Below are 14,695 nucleotides of genomic sequence, written 5' to 3'. Positions count from 1 at the left end.
CGTGCTGCGCCGCCGCATCGAGCTCGGAGTCTACGATCGGACAGTGCGGATCGACGACGTGGTCGAAAACCAGGGGTTTCGTCCCACGCCGCACGCCATCCTCTATCACGTCAATTTCGGATATCCGTTCCTCGACGAGGCAATTGAGCTTGGCGGCGATCTGGACGAAAGCTTCGTTGCAGCGTTCAACGCCGAGGACAAGCGGCCAATGGACGACTTTGCCGACTACTACGAGGATGTCCCGACCGCCTCCAAGGACGATGCCGCAACAATAATGATTATGAACCGGGGCCTTTCTGGCGGCCTCTGCGTCAAGCTGAACTACTCCCGCGTGTCGTTGCCATTGTTCGGTGTTTGGCGGGCCTTCCAGTCTGGAGTCTACGCGCTAGCGCTCGAACCCGCCCGCCCAACTGATCCAGCCGGCCCTTCGGAGATCGCAAGGTTTCTATTGCCGAACGAGACAGCGACGTACCGGGTCTCGGTTGAGATCGGGGAATGCGATGGCAGCGGACCGAGTGCTTCGACGGGGCGCGTATTGGCGGGAGCATGTGCGACATGACCGTCAACGGGCCCGCGAAATTGTCCAGCGAGAATCTCTCACATTTGCTGTCAACCGTCGGCAGGCCCAGCTACGACCGTAGCGCGCTGTCGCCCGGGATTGTCCATATCGGCGTGGGAAATTTCCACCGGGCGCATCAGGCAACCTTTCTTCACCGGCTTTTTGAACAGGGGAAGGACCGCGACTGGGCAATCATTGGCGCCGGAACTCGGCCCTTTGACCGGCAAATGCGGGACAAGCTCGTGGCCCAAGACTTTTTGTCAACGATTGTCGAGCTCGATCCGAAGGGTCTGACGGCGACCGTGATTGGTTCGATGATCGATTTTTGCAAAAACGAGCCGCAATCGGTTGTCGATGCGATATCGGACCCGAGGATCCGCGTGGTATCGCTGACGGTAACGGAAGGCGGATACTATGTAGATGCCTCGACTGGCGGGTTCGATACTAAACACCCGGAGATTGTTCGCGACGCGAGCAACCTGTCATCTCCTTCGACCGTATTTGGCATCCTGATCGAAGGACTTAGCCGCCGCCGCAAGATGGGTGTGGCACCGTTCACCGTGATGAGTTGCGATAATCTTCCCGAAAACGGACATGTAGCGCACCAGACAGTCGTTGGCCTTGCCCGGCTGGCCGATCCGGATCTAGCAGACTGGATCGCTGCGAACGTGGCGTTCCCGAACAGCATGGTGGACTGCATAACGCCCGCGACCGGCCCTCGCGAGTTGGCGCTTGTGCGTGACCGGTTCGGGATTATCGACGAAGCGGCGGTTGTCTGTGAACCATTCCGTCAATGGGTCCTTGAAGACAAATTTCCAAGCGGCCGTCCGGCATTCGAAGATGTCGGTGTTCAGTTTGTCGACGATGTCGCGGCGTATGAATTGATGAAGCTGCGCATTCTCAATGGCGGGCACGCCGCCATCGCCTATCCGGCTGCGTTGCTCGGATACACTTATGTCGACGAGGCAATAGCGGACCCCGATATTTCGGATTGGTTTGGCGCCCTGCAGCATCGCGAGATCATGCCGACGGTACGTCTCGCGCCCGGAATTGACCCGGAAAAATACTTTTGGACGATCGTGCGCCGTTTCGCCAATCCCGAGCTTGGCGACACAATTCCCCGCCTTTGCATGGACGGCGCCAACCGGCAGCCCAAGTTCATTCTGCCGATCGTCGATGCGCGGTTGAAAACCGGTGGCACCGTCAGTGGGCTCGCTCTGGAGATTGCGCTGTGGTGTCGATATTGCGCCGGCGAGACCGACGACGGGCAGACAATCCAGCTGGACCCCGGCGATGCCGCAGCGCTGAGCGCACCGGCAATCGCCGCGAAGACCGATCCGATGGCCTGGCTTTCGATACACGGCATATTTGGCGATCTTGGTGATCTCGAGGATTTCTCCGAGCCTTTCGCATACTGGCTTGCAACCCTGAACTCGAAAGGCACGCGATGCGCGCTCAGGGAATATGCGCAGTCGGGACGGGATAAGGCCCCGGCCGGTCCTAAGCGCCCTGACGCCATGAAGGCGGCGCGCGATGAGTAAAGAGCGCCGCAACAGGGATTGGTACGGCAAGCTCGATCGAGACGGCTTCATTCACCGCTCCTGGATGAAGAACCAAGGCTTTCCCGATCACGTCTTCGACGGGCGGCCGATCATCGGTATCTGCAACACCTGGTCTGAACTGACCCCATGCAATTCCGGGCTCCGCGAGTTGGCAGAAGGCGTGAAGCGCGGCGTGTGGGAGGCAGGGGGTTTTCCGGTCGAGTTCCCGGTCATGAGTCTGGGCGAAACCCAGATGAAGCCGACCGCCATGCTGTTCCGCAACCTCTTGGCCATGGATGTCGAGGAATCGATCCGCGCCTACGGCATGGACGGCGTCGTGTTGCTTGGCGGCTGCGACAAGACAACTCCAGGGCAGCTGATGGGCGCGGCCTCAGTCGATCTGCCGACCATTGTCGTCAGCTCCGGCCCGATGCTGAACGGCAAATGGCAGGGCGCCGATATCGGTTCTGGCACCGATGTGTGGAAGTTCTCAGAAGCCGTCCGCGCCGGCGATATGAGCCTGCAGGATTTCTTGGCGGCCGAAAGTGGCATGAGCCGGTCCAAGGGCGTGTGCATGACGATGGGCACCGCCTCGACCATGGCCTCGCTGGTCGAAGCAATGGGTCTCAGCCTGCCGATGAATGCTGCTCTGCCAGCTGTCGACGCCCGACGCATGGCGCTTGCACATCTGACCGGCAACCGGATCGTGGACATGGTGCGCGAGGACCTCAAGCTTTCCGATGTTTTGACGCGGGCAAGTTTCGAGAATGCGATCCTGGTCAATGCGGCCGTGGGCGGGTCCACCAATGCCGTCGTGCATCTGCTGGCGCTTGCCGGGCGGGTGGGCGTCGATCTGAGGCTCGAGGATTTCGAGCTCGGCTGCGAGATTCCGCTTTTGGTGAACTGCATGCCTTCCGGAAAATATCTGATGGAGGATTTCTGCTATGCGGGGGGCGTTCCGGTCGTCCTGTCCGAACTGGCTCCTCAGCTGCGCAAAGCCCGCACAGTCATGGGTGCAGACATTTCGGAATATGTCGAAGGCGCAAAGTGCTGGAACCGGAATGTCATCCGGGCGATCGACAATCCGCTGAAGCCAGCTGCCGGCCTCAGGGTCTTGCGGGGTAACCTTGCCCCCGACGGCGCCATCATAAAGCCATCGGCGGCGAGCGATCAGCTGCTCGAACATGAGGCCGAGGCGTTCGTCTTCGATAACATCGAGGACATGAAGGCCAATATCGACCGTGATGACCTGCCAGTCACACCCGACACAATTCTCGTCCTAAAGGGCTGCGGTCCCAAGGGTTATCCCGGCATGCCGGAAGTGGGGAACATGCCCATTCCCGCCCGTCTCGTCCGTGAAGGGGTCCGCGACATGGTACGGCTGTCCGACGCCCGCATGTCGGGCACGGCCTTCGGAACCGTCGTTCTGCACATCGCGCCCGAAGCCCAGGCTGGCGGTCCCCTCGCCCTGGTCAAGACGGGCGACCGCATCCGCCTGTCGGCTGCTAAAGGCCAACTGGAACTGCTGGTGTCGCCGGACGAACTCGCGCGCCGGCGCGAGACCTTCCAGCCTGACGAGCCGCACTACACCAGAGGTTACGCCAAACTCTATACCGACCACGTTCTTCAGGCCGACCGCGGCGCCGACCTCGATTTTCTGGTCGGCAAGGACACGCGGCCTGTCACGCGGGAGAGCCATTGAATGGCGCCGGTCGCAAACTATCCCGATCTCAAGGACAAAAGTGTCTTCATCACGGGTGGTGGTTCGGGCATCGGCGCCGAGCTGACGGCAGGCTTTTTGAGCCAGGGTGCGAAGGTCGCTTTCATCCAACGTTCCGACGCCACGCCCTTCTGCGACGAGATGGAGAAACGATTCGGGCAACGGCCGCTGTTCCTTCCCTGCGATGTTGCCGATGTCGCCAGGCTGAAGGAAGCGATCACGCAAGCGAGCGCAGCGCATGGGCCGGTCACGGTGCTGGTCAACAACGCGGCTAACGACCAGCGGCACAAGACCGAGGACGTTACCGAAGACTACTGGGACTGGTCGCAGGCGATCAATCTCAAGGCCTATTTCTTCGCCTGCCAGGCGGTCGTCGCCGGCATGCGCGACGCCGGCGGCGGGGCCATCGTGAGCTTCACCTCGATCAGCTACATGATGGGCAATGCCGGCTATCCGAGCTACGCCACCGCCAATTCGGGGATCAACGGCATGACCCGGGCGCTCGCACGCGAGTTCGGCCCGGACGGGATCCGGGTGAACGCCCTCGCGCCGGGCTGGGTTTTGACCGATAAGCAGATGGAAAGCTGGGCCTCGCCCGAGGCGCTCGCCGACCATCTCGACCGCCAATGCCTCAAGGAACATCTTGCGCCTGCCGATATCGTCGATCCTCTCCTGTTCCTCTCATCCTCGGCCAGCCGGATGATGACCGGTCAGGCCCTCGTGATCGATGGCGGCGTTGTGGTGACGGGATAGTCTCATGGCGGCCAATGACACAAAGTGGATCGCTGTCGACTGGGGCACCACGCATCTGCGCGCCTGGGTCTTCGGTTCACGCGAAGAGCCTATTGCGAGCCTCAAATCCGAGGAGGGCATGGGACGGCTTAATCCCGGTGCCTTTAATGCGGCGGTTATCCGGCTGATCGATCCGCATCTTCCCGAAGGCGGGAGAATCCCCGTGCTTTGTTGCGGCATGGTTGGCGCCCGGCAAGGCTGGGTCGAAGCGCCCTATCGTACCGTCCCCTGCCCGCCGCTCGGAGGTTCGTTCAAGGAACCCGAGGATTGCGACCCAAGGATCGATGTCTTCATCGTGCCCGGGCTTTCGCAGAAACGGCCGCCCGATGTGATGCGCGGCGAGGAAACTCAGATCGCCGGCTTGCTGCATGAGAACCCTGAGTTTGAGGGTGTCGTCTGTCTTCCGGGTACGCACAGCAAATGGTGCCAGATCAGAGCCGGAAAGGTCATTCGATTCCAGACCTATTTGACGGGTGAGCTTTTCTCTTTGCTGTGTACCCAGTCGATCCTGCGCCACAGTGTCAATCAGGATGATTGGTTCAATGGGGGCTTCACCGAGGGCGTTCAGGATAGCGTCGAGGATCCCGCTGGTTTCGGGCGTGAGCTGTTTGCGTTGCGCGCCGGCGACTTTCTGGCGGATTCGTCCGCTTCTGCCCGCAGCGCGCGGCTGTCGGGTCTTGTGATCGGGCTCGAACTCGCAGGGGCTCGTGCATTCTGGGAGAGTGGGCCGGTGACGATCGTCGGCGCCGAGCGCATCTCTTGGGCGTACTCCGCGGCGATGTCGGGCCAGGGCGTCAAGACCGAGGTCCTCGATCCAGAAGCGACAACGCTCGCCGGCCTTCGCGCTGCCTATCGTCAGCTCCAAGGAACCGCCGTATGATGACCCGCCCGCTGATCGCCATTCTTCGTGGGATTGCACCGGATGAGGTCGAAGCGATCGGTAAGGCCCTGATCGAAGAGGGAATCGCGCAGATCGAAGTGCCGATGAACTCGCCGGACCCGCTGAAGAGCATTGAAGTGCTGAGCGCGACGTTTTCCGGCCAGGCACTGATCGGGGCGGGTACGGTGTTAAGTGCTGACGAGGTCGATGCTGTCGCGGGCGCCGGGGGACGCCTGATCGTTTCTCCCGACTGCAATCCGGTTGTGATCTCGGCGACCAAAGAGGTTGGTCTTATGTCCTTTCCAGGCGTGATGACGCCAACCGAGTGTTTCACCGCCCTTCGCGCCGGCGCTGACGGGTTGAAGATCTTTCCGGCATCGCTGATCGGCCCGGATGGGATCAAGGCCATCCGGGCCGTACTGGCCAGGGAAACGAAGGTCTTCGCGGTTGGCGGTGCGGACGCCGACACCATGGCCGAGTGGATCGCCGCCGGCGTCCACGGTTTCGGCATTGGCAGCGCACTTTACAAACCAGGTCGCAGTCCAGCAGAGGTGCGGGAAAGAGCCCGCGCCATCGTTGCAGCCTATGACCGTTGCCTTCGAAGCGGTGATCGATGAGCGCTGTCGAGGTCTTCGATGATCGCACCTGCCTTCTTGGTGAAGGACCTCTCTGGCATCCCGAACGGGAGCAATTGTTCTGGTTCGACATCGAGGGAAAAAAGCTGCTCAGTCGGTTCGGGGATCAACCTCTCGAGTGGCAATTCGATGAATGTTTCTCTACCGCCGGGTGGATCGACCGGGAGACCTTGCTTCTCGCTTCTGAAACCGGGCTTTGGCGGTTCGACATCGTGACCGGAACGAAAGAGCGGCTCGTCGATCTTGAAGGCGACATACCTGCAAACCGCAGCAATGACGGGCGTGCCGATCCGCATGGTGGTTTCTGGATCGGCACCATGGGCAAGCGGGCCGAGGCAGCCGCCGGTGCGATCTACAGGATCCTCGACGGCGAGCTAACCCGCCTATCACAAGGTCTTTCTATACCGAATTCGATCTGTTTCTCGCCTGACGGTCGTCGCGCCTATTTTGCGGACACGCCGACCGGCAAAATCATGGCCCTGACGCTCGATCGCAAAGGTTGGCCAAAGGGGGAGCCGGAGATCTTCGTTGACCTCTCCCGCGAAGGGCTGAAGCCCGACGGATCTGTCGTCGATTCCGATGGAGCGATATGGAACGCGCAATGGGGTGCTTCGCGTATCGCGCGCTATCTGCCGGACGGCACGCCTGATCGTGCCATCGAGCTGCCGGTCGTCAATCCGTCCTGCCCTGCCTTCGGGGGCGCGGCCTTCGGTACGTTGTTCGTGACGACAGCCCATGCAACTCGCGAGGCTGATCGCCAGCCGGGTGAGGTTCAAGATGGCGAAACCCTGTCAGTCGCAACTGGGATACGCGGATGCGCCGAGCCGCGCGTGAAGATCTGATCATCTCACCGAAAATCCCGCGTCTTCACCTTGATCTCATCGATGTGGCCATAGGGGTCGAACATGTCCCGTGGCTTCGGCATCCCGCGAGGATCGGGCGCCGGCGGTCCGCGGTGAAACTCGTCGCCACGCCCGTGCGGCAGCGGAAAGGCCTCGGTTCGGCTTCCAACACTCGCCAGCTCTGAAGACAGGTCGATCAGCTCGCGGGCGACGATATGGACCACCTCCCCTTCACGCTGGACCCGGCCTTTGACGCCGAGCATGCCCGAGCCGAGCACGGTACGCCGGTATTTCTCGAAGACCTTCGTCCAGACGACGAGATTGGCGACCGTGGTTTCGTCCTCAAGGGTGATGAACATGACGCCCTTGGCCGAACCCGGCCGCTGGCGCACCAGGACGAGGCCGGCGACATTGACCCAGCGGCCGTCGCGCAAGGCGACAGCTTCCGCACAGGTCACGAAACGCCTCCGGGTCAGGTCCGAACGAAGGAAGGCAACCGGGTGCCGGCGAAGGCTCAAACCCACATGCCCATAATCCTCCACCACTTCCCGCCCGGCCTCCATGGGTTTCAGAGAGACTGAAGGCTCGGACTGCTCTGGAACGATGCCGGCCTCGCGATTGGCGGCGGCGGCGAAGAGCGGCAGCGGCTCGTCGCGCAGCGCCTTGATCGCCCAGAGCGCCTCGCGGCGGGCAAGGCCAAGTGACGGTCTGAACGCATCGGCTTCGGCGAGTTCGACCAGGGCTGCGGCCGGAATGCCGGCGCGCCGCCAGAGATCGTCGACCGAGACAAAGGGGCTATTCTCGCGACAGGTGACGAGGCGGGCCGCTTCGGCGTTGCCGAGACCTTTCACCAGACGCAGACCAAGCCGCACGGCAAAGCGGCTGTCGTCACCCTCGATAGGCTCCAAAGTGCAGTCCCAGCGGCTGGCATTGATGCAGACGGGACGGACCTCGACACCATGATCGCGGGCGTCGCGCACGATCTGTGCCGGCGCGTAAAATCCCATTGGCTGGGCGTTCAAAAGCCCGCAGCAAAAGGCATCCGGGTGCCAACATTTCATCCAGGACGAGGCATAGGCGATCAGCGCGAAACTCGCCGCATGGCTTTCCGGAAAACCATAGGAGCCGAAGCCCTCGAGCTGACTGAAGGTGCGTTCGGCGAATTCACGGTCATAACCGTTGCCCACCATGCCCTCGATCAGCTTGGCGCCGAATTTCGAGACCCCGCCCGTGTGCTTGAAGGTCGCCATGGCGCGGCGGAGCTGGTCGGCCTCGCCGGCGCTGAATCCGGCGCATTCGATGGCAACCCGCATCGCCTGCTCCTGAAACAGCGGCACACCGAGCGTTTTGCCAAGAACGGCTTCAAGCTCGGGCTTGGGAAAAGTCACCTCTTCCTTACCTTCCCGCCGGCGCAGATAGGGATGGACCATGTCCCCCTGGATCGGTCCGGGCCGGACGATGGCCACCTCGATGACGAGATCATAGAAGGTGCGCGGCTTGATGCGCGGCAGCATCGCCATCTGGGCGCGGCTCTCGATCTGGAAGGTGCCGAGCGTGTCGGCCTTGCGGATCATCGCATAGGTGCGCGGATCCTCGGCCGGGATCGTCGCGAGGTCCAAACGGATGTCCTTGTGCGCGGCCAGAAGGTCGAAGGCGCGGCGCATGCAGGAGAGCATGCCGAGCGCCAGCACGTCGACCTTCATGAATTTGAGCACATCGATGTCGTCCTTGTCCCATTCGATGACCTGCCGGTCTTCCATGGCCGCCGGTTCGATCGGCACAAGTTCATCCAATCTGTCATGGGTCAGTACAAAGCCGCCCGGATGTTGGGAGAGATGGCGCGGCGTGCCGACGAGCTGATGCGCGAGTTCCATGGCAAGGCGCAGCCGCCGGTCGCCCATATTGAGATTGAGCTCCTTGGCGTGTTTCTGTTCGACGCCTTCCGACCAGCCCCAGACCTGCGACGACAGCGTCTTGGTGAGATCCTCGGTCAGACCGAGCGCCTTGCCGACATCGCGCAGCGCGCCTTTGGAGCGGTAGCGGATGACGGTGGAACAGAGCGCCGCCCGTTCGCGACCATAGGTCTGATAGACCCATTGGATGACCTCCTCGCGGCGCTCGTGCTCGAAATCGACGTCGATGTCGGGCGGCTCGCGCCGTTCCTCCGACACGAAGCGCTCGAACAGAAGGTCGTTGCGGTCCGGATCGACCGAGGTGACGCCGAGGACATAGCAGACGGCCGAGTTGGCGGCCGATCCCCTGCCCTGACAGAGAATGTCTTTCGAGCGAGCGAAGCGGACAATGGCATTCACCGTGAGGAAATACGGCGCGTATTCGAGCTTCTCGATCAGCGCCAGCTCGTGATTGAGATTGGCCCGCACCTTGTCGGGTAAGCCTTCGGGGTAGCGCTCGATGGCCCCTTCCCTGGTGAGTTTTTCAAGCGCTTGCTGTGGGGTCAGGTCGGGATAGAGCTTCTCGTCCGGATATTGATAGGCCAGCTCCTCGAGCGAAAACCTGCAGCGATCCATGATCTCGATCGTGCGGGCGAGCGCTTCGGGATGCCGCTCGAACAGCCGGTGCATTTCCGCGGGCGGTTTCAAATAGCGGTCAGCGAAGCGCTCGCGGCGATGGCCGAGCTCGTCGATGGTGACATTGTGCCGGATGGCCGTCACCACATCCTGCATGAGCTGCCGGCCTACCTCGTGGAACAGCACGTCATTGGTGACGACGGTCGGGACCCGCGCCGCCGCGGCCAGGTTCGAGAGCTGCCAGAGGCGGAGCTGATCGTTGGGACGCCGGCGCAGTGTCAGCGCCAGATAGGCGCGGTCGCAGAAGGACTCCCGCAGCCGTCTCAGATGCAGCGCGCAGTCATCATCGGCGCGGTCCGGCACGAGGACCGCGATCAGCCCCTCCCCGTAAGCCACGAGATCATCCCATTCGAGATGACACTTGCCCTTCCCCGCGCGGCCCTTGCCGAGCGACAGCAAACGGCAAAGGCGCGCATAGGCCGCCCGGTCGGTCGGATAGACCAGGACCGGCAGGGCGTCGGCGAGGTCAAGGCGGCAGCCGACGACCAGCCGGACGCCGGTCTGCCGGGACGCTTCGAGCGCTCGGACGACACCGGCCAGCGAATTGCGGTCGACGATGCCGAGCGCCGCGATGCCGAGTTCGGCGGCGCGCGCGAAGAGCTCGTCGCAACTGCTTGCCCCGCGCAAAAACGAGAAATGGGTGGTCACCTGCAGCTCGGCATAACGCGGCCCGCTCATCCGAAGATCCCGTGCAGGAACCAGCGTTGCGAGCCGCTGTCCTCATGCTCGCCGTCGCCGGAGCGAAAGAGCCAGTAGCGCTCGCCGGTCTCGTCCTCGACCCGGAAATAATCCCGGACCGTTGTCAGCTCGGCATCGCGCTTCCACCATTCGCCGCGGATCCGTTCCGGACCGTCGGCGCGGCGGACGCGGCGGCGCACGCCACGCCAGGTGAACCATACGGGCGGATGGTCGGGCAAAAGTGCCATGGTCTCGACCGGCTCGGGACGGGGCAGGAGTCGCGGCGGGCGCGGCCAGTCGCCCTCCCAGGTCAGGCCGGTTTCCGGCGCCAGTGGCGGGATGCGCGCCACGGACCGTTCCGGTACATCGCTTTGCACCGGCGTGAACCGGCAAAGCATCCGGTCGCCGACCCGGTTGGCGAGCACATCGACGAGGTCGGAAACGTCCGGTTCAGGTTCTTCGACCAGGGAGGAGATCGTCTGCTTCTCACGAACCGGCTCGGTCTCAATGGCGACCAGCACCATGATTTCGATCCCGAACCCCGGATCGACGGTTTCCAGCTTGTCGCGGAAGAGCCGGGTCAGGCGCTTCGGATCCCGCACCGGCTGGGCCATGCCGATCCGCACATATTGCATGGTGTTGTCGACCCGATGGAACAGCAGATCGAGTCGGCGCGCGCCGAGCCCGTGCTTTTCGAGCTCCAAACAGAGCGCATCGACCAGTTTGGCGATATAGCGGGCAATGGTTTCGGCGGCCCCTATGGGCTCCCCGAAAACCTTGCGCGCTTCGATCAGCTCGGGCGACCGGACGGGATCGACCGGCTCGGCGATCCGGCCGAGTGCCTGGTCCAGCCGGCGGCCGATCTCCGGGCCGAAACGCAACGCCAGTGGCGCGCGCGGCTGCTCGAGGAGCTCGCCCACCGTCTCGAACCCGAGGGTGATCAGGCCGGACACCGTTTCGGGATCGAGCCGGAGCGCCTGCAGCGGCAGCGTCCGAAGCATGGCTTCGCTCTCGCCGGGCGGAATGATGATGGCCGGGCGGGCGATAAACCGGGCGGCGGCATGGGCCGCGCCCCAGGTGTCGGCAACCGCGGCGCGGGCTTCAACGCCGGAGGCGGCAAAGCGCTTGATCATGTCGGCAAGCATGGCCGCTTCGCCGCCATGCAGATGATCGGCGCCGGTCGTGTCGATGACCAGCCCGTCCGGCGGATCGGCCATCACCACGGGTGAAATTCGCTGCAGCGCCCAGAGCGCCAGCTTGGTCAGGCCCTCGGTCTCGGCGGCGGGATCGGAATCGGCAATGATCAGCCCGGGCACCAAAGCCTGCGCCTTGGTGACGGCCATGCCGATGCGCACGCCGAGCCGTTCGGCATTGGCATCGAGCGCGGTGATCAGACGGCGGCGGCCGGTCCGTCCCGCCATGACGAGCGGCGCATCAGCCGGAGGCGATGCGTCGCCCGATTTCCTTCTGAGGCGATCGGTCGGCCACCTCGGAAGGAAGAGCGAGACGACCCGTGTCATCACACGCCTCCACTTCAAAATCTCCACTTTCTCCGGCGCGGCATCGGATGAGTTCGACCAGCCAGCGGGCCCGGCAAAGGCCCGGCACCGGCAAGGGCCGTGACGGCAGGACGGACACCCGCCATCGGGTGATACTGGCGGTCGGTTGCCCGAAATCTCCCGCTTCCGTCTGCCGGCGCCACCGGCGCAGCGCCAGGCCGATCGTGTTGGAGCTCTCGGCCGCCAATTGCAGGCGGCGCGAGGCGGTCATCGAGAGGCGTGCTGTCTCGGCGACGACGGCGCCGAGCCCGCCATGACGCAGGCCTTCCTCGAAACAGGCGAGAAGCGCCTTTTCATCACCCGCCTCGACGTGAATCACGCGGTCGGGCGCAAGGCCGGCCTGCGCAATCGCCGGCGCGAAGAGATCGGGCCGCGTGACCACCCACAGCACCTTGCCCTTCGTGCGCGCCGCGATCCCGGCCGTAAACAGTGCGGCGGCCGCCCCATCCACGGCGCCATTGCCGCCACCCGCCACCTCATGCAGACAGCCAAGCCCCAGCCCTCCTCCCGGGAGCCTTCGGTCGATGTCTTTCAGGCCGAAGGGCAGAACCGAGCGCGCACGTCCCCCCGGACCTTCGAGATGCGCGATGCGCTCTCGAAGCTCGGCAATAGCGGGACTGACCGAATGGCTCGGCATGACGCGGAAAGGTCTCCTTTAAGGCTTTGCAACGGCGAAAATCTCCGGTATGTTCATTATTTGTTCTCTTTCCGGTTTTGAGTCAATCGGACTCTTTGATGGGCTCAGGCCACCTCGACCGGCAGAAAACACCGATGCGTGGGACGCGCATCGTTGATTCCCAAGGGTTTGAGGCGGGACGGGATGAGCGCAGCGCATCTGGAAAAATTGAACGACAATCAGCGGGCCGCGGTCCTGCACGGCATCGATCTGCCCGATGGCGGAATCGGCGGACCATTGCTGATCATCGCCGGCGCGGGCTCCGGGAAAACCAATACACTCGCCCATCGGGTCGCCCAGCTCGTAATTTCGGGAGCCGATCCGCGCCGCATCCTCTTGATGACCTTTTCGCGCCGCGCGGCGGCCGAAATGGGAAAACGGGTCGAGCGCATCTGCGCGAAAGCACTTGGCGACAAGGCCGGGATCATGGCGGACGGGCTGGCCTGGTCGGGCACGTTTCACGGGATCAGCGCACGGCTGCTCAGGGAATACGCCATCGAACTCGGCCTCGATCCGCAGTTCACCATTCATGACCGCGAGGACTCCGCCGACATGATGAACCTCGCCCGGCATGATCTCGGTCTCTCGAAGACCGAGAACCGGTTTCCCGCCAAGGGCACCTGCCTTTCCATCTATTCGCGCACCGTCAATGCCGAAGCGCCGCTGGATGAAATCCTCAGAGCCAATTTCCCTTGGGTAGTGGCCTGGGAGAAAGAGCTAAAGGACCTGTTCGCGGCCTATGTTGAGGCCAAGCAGATCCAGAACGTCCTCGATTACGACGACCTGCTCTTGTACTGGGCGCAGACCATGGGCGATCCCGTGCTCGCCGATGAGATCGGCGGACGCTGGGACCATGTTCTGGTCGATGAATATCAGGACACGAACCGGCTGCAGTCGTCGATCTTGATGGCGCTCAAGCTCGGCGGTCGCGGGCTGACGGTCGTCGGCGACGACGCACAGGCGATCTACTCGTTCCGTGCCGCCACGGTGCGCAACATCCTCGACTTCCCGAATGAGTTCTCGCCAAAGGCCGACGTGATCACGCTCGACCGCAATTACCGGTCGACGCAGCCGATCCTCGCCGCCGCCAACGGCGTCATCGGTCTCGCGCAGGAGCGCTACACGAAAGACCTCTGGACCGAGCGGGCCTCCAATGAAAAACCGCGACTGGTGACAGTCCGCGATGAAGGCGACCAGGCGCGCTTTGTCGCTGACGAGGTCCTCGACAATCGCGAGGGCGGCATGCGGCTGAAGGACCAGGCCGTCCTGTTCCGGGCGAGCCATCACAGCGGCCCGCTGGAGGTGGAGCTGACCCGCCGCAACATTCCCTTCGTCAAATTCGGCGGTCTGAAATTCCTCGATTCCGCCCATGTGAAGGACATGCTGGCGGCGCTTCGGTTCGCCCAGAACATGCGGGATCGCGTGGCGGGATTCCGCCTGATGCAGCTCTTACCCGGTGTCGGTCCGGCCTCGGCGCAAACCGCCCTCGATGCGGTTGCCGAAACGGCCGATCCCGTCGAGACACTCGCCGCCCTTCCCGCGCCGTCGCGTGCCGCGGCCGACTGGCCGGGGCTCGTCTCGTTGATCGCGGACCTCCGCACTGCAAACATGGGCTGGCCGGCAGAAATCGGCCGGATCAGGGCCTGGTACGAGCCGCATCTGGAGCGCATCCACGAAGATTTCGAAATGCGCCGCGCGGATCTGTTGCAGCTCGAGGACATCGCCGCCGGCTATCCGTCGCGCGAACGGTTCCTGACCGAACTGACGCTCGACCCGCCGGATGCGACCTCCGGCCAGGCCGGCGTGCCGCTGCTCGATGAGGATTACCTGATCCTCTCCACCATCCATTCGGCAAAGGGCCAGGAATGGCGCTCGGTCTTCGTCCTCAATACCGTCGACGGCTGCATTCCCTCTGATCTCGGCGTCGGCACGACAGACGAGATCGAGGAAGAACGCAGACTGCTTTATGTCGCGATAACGCGGGCGAAAGACAGTCTCAACCTTGTCGTTCCGCAGCGTTTCTTCACGCATGGACAGTCTTCGACCGGCGACCGGCATGTCTATGCCTCGCGGACACGGTTCATTCCCGCTATGTTGTTGCAGTTTTTCGAGAATAGGACCTGGCCGGTGGTCGCGCCGGGCCAAGCCAGTAATGCCGGACCGCGGCAGATGCGTCTCGATGTCGGGGCACGGATGCGCGGGATGTGGCGCTAACGGGAGAAGGA

The 14,695-nt window shown here is 63.2% G+C and carries 11 protein-coding genes; 8 read left to right on the top strand and 3 right to left on the bottom strand.

Annotated features, from left to right (window positions below; all coding sequences use genetic code 11):
- The 7 genes from NIM86_RS16715 to NIM86_RS16685 all read left to right on the top strand — a co-directional run.
- The coding region (locus NIM86_RS16715; RefSeq protein WP_253383813.1) for a DUF4432 family protein at nucleotides 1-559 on the top strand (559 nt) is incomplete at its 5' end.
- Complete coding sequence (locus tag NIM86_RS16710) at nucleotides 556-2,100, top strand: mannitol dehydrogenase family protein (RefSeq protein ID WP_253383811.1); 1,545 nt, start codon at nucleotides 556-558, stop codon at nucleotides 2,098-2,100. The genes NIM86_RS16715 and NIM86_RS16710, both read left to right, overlap by 4 nt.
- Complete coding sequence (locus NIM86_RS16705; protein WP_253383809.1) at nucleotides 2,093-3,802, top strand: IlvD/Edd family dehydratase; 1,710 nt, start codon at nucleotides 2,093-2,095, stop codon at nucleotides 3,800-3,802. Before NIM86_RS16710 ends, NIM86_RS16705 begins: the two co-directional genes overlap by 8 nt.
- Nucleotides 3,803-4,573 (top strand): SDR family NAD(P)-dependent oxidoreductase, encoded by a 771-nt coding sequence (locus NIM86_RS16700; protein WP_253383807.1) that lies wholly within the window; start codon nucleotides 3,803-3,805, stop codon nucleotides 4,571-4,573. It abuts the gene before it with no gap.
- 4 nt (nucleotides 4,574-4,577) lie between these two features.
- Entirely contained in the window at nucleotides 4,578-5,492 is a 915-nt protein-coding gene (locus NIM86_RS16695) for a 2-dehydro-3-deoxygalactonokinase (protein WP_253383806.1), read from the top strand.
- Complete coding sequence (locus tag NIM86_RS16690) at nucleotides 5,492-6,109, top strand: 2-dehydro-3-deoxy-6-phosphogalactonate aldolase (protein WP_253383823.1); 618 nt, start codon at nucleotides 5,492-5,494, stop codon at nucleotides 6,107-6,109. Before NIM86_RS16695 ends, NIM86_RS16690 begins: the two co-directional genes overlap by 1 nt.
- Nucleotides 6,106-6,969, top strand: coding sequence for an SMP-30/gluconolactonase/LRE family protein (locus NIM86_RS16685; protein WP_253383804.1), 864 nt, complete (start codon nucleotides 6,106-6,108; stop codon nucleotides 6,967-6,969). Before NIM86_RS16690 ends, NIM86_RS16685 begins: the two co-directional genes overlap by 4 nt.
- A gap of 5 nt (nucleotides 6,970-6,974) precedes the next feature.
- On the opposite strand, the gene NIM86_RS16680 is transcribed toward NIM86_RS16685, so the two are convergent.
- From NIM86_RS16680 to NIM86_RS16670, 3 genes are read right to left on the bottom strand one after another with little or no spacing between them, the layout of a single operon-like run.
- Entirely contained in the window at nucleotides 6,975-10,235 is a 3,261-nt protein-coding gene (locus NIM86_RS16680) for an error-prone DNA polymerase (protein WP_253383802.1), read from the bottom strand.
- Nucleotides 10,232-11,755: a DNA polymerase Y family protein gene (locus NIM86_RS16675; RefSeq protein WP_253383800.1), complete on the bottom strand. Its 1,524-nt coding sequence runs from the start codon at nucleotides 11,753-11,755 to the stop codon at nucleotides 10,232-10,234. The genes NIM86_RS16680 and NIM86_RS16675 overlap by 4 nt, the downstream gene beginning before the upstream one ends.
- Nucleotides 11,670-12,431 carry an ImuA family protein gene (locus NIM86_RS16670; RefSeq protein WP_253383798.1) on the bottom strand — a complete coding sequence of 254 codons (762 nt, stop codon included), beginning with the start codon at nucleotides 12,429-12,431 and terminating at the stop codon, nucleotides 11,670-11,672. The genes NIM86_RS16675 and NIM86_RS16670 overlap by 86 nt, the downstream gene beginning before the upstream one ends.
- A 183-nt stretch (nucleotides 12,432-12,614) precedes the next feature.
- Here NIM86_RS16670 and NIM86_RS16665 point away from each other — a divergent pair, with 183 nt between their 5' ends.
- The gene (locus NIM86_RS16665) at nucleotides 12,615-14,684 is read left to right on the top strand and encodes an ATP-dependent helicase (protein WP_253383796.1); all 2,070 of its coding nucleotides are present in this window, start codon (nucleotides 12,615-12,617) and stop codon (nucleotides 14,682-14,684) included.
- Nucleotides 14,685-14,695: the final 11 nt, after the last annotated feature.

This window comes from Notoacmeibacter sp. MSK16QG-6 (genome assembly GCF_024158145.1).
GTDB lineage: Bacteria > Pseudomonadota > Alphaproteobacteria > Rhizobiales > Rhizobiaceae > Notoacmeibacter.
The sequence above is the reverse complement of the archived record's forward strand: the minus strand, read 5'-3'. Positions and strand labels throughout refer to the sequence as shown.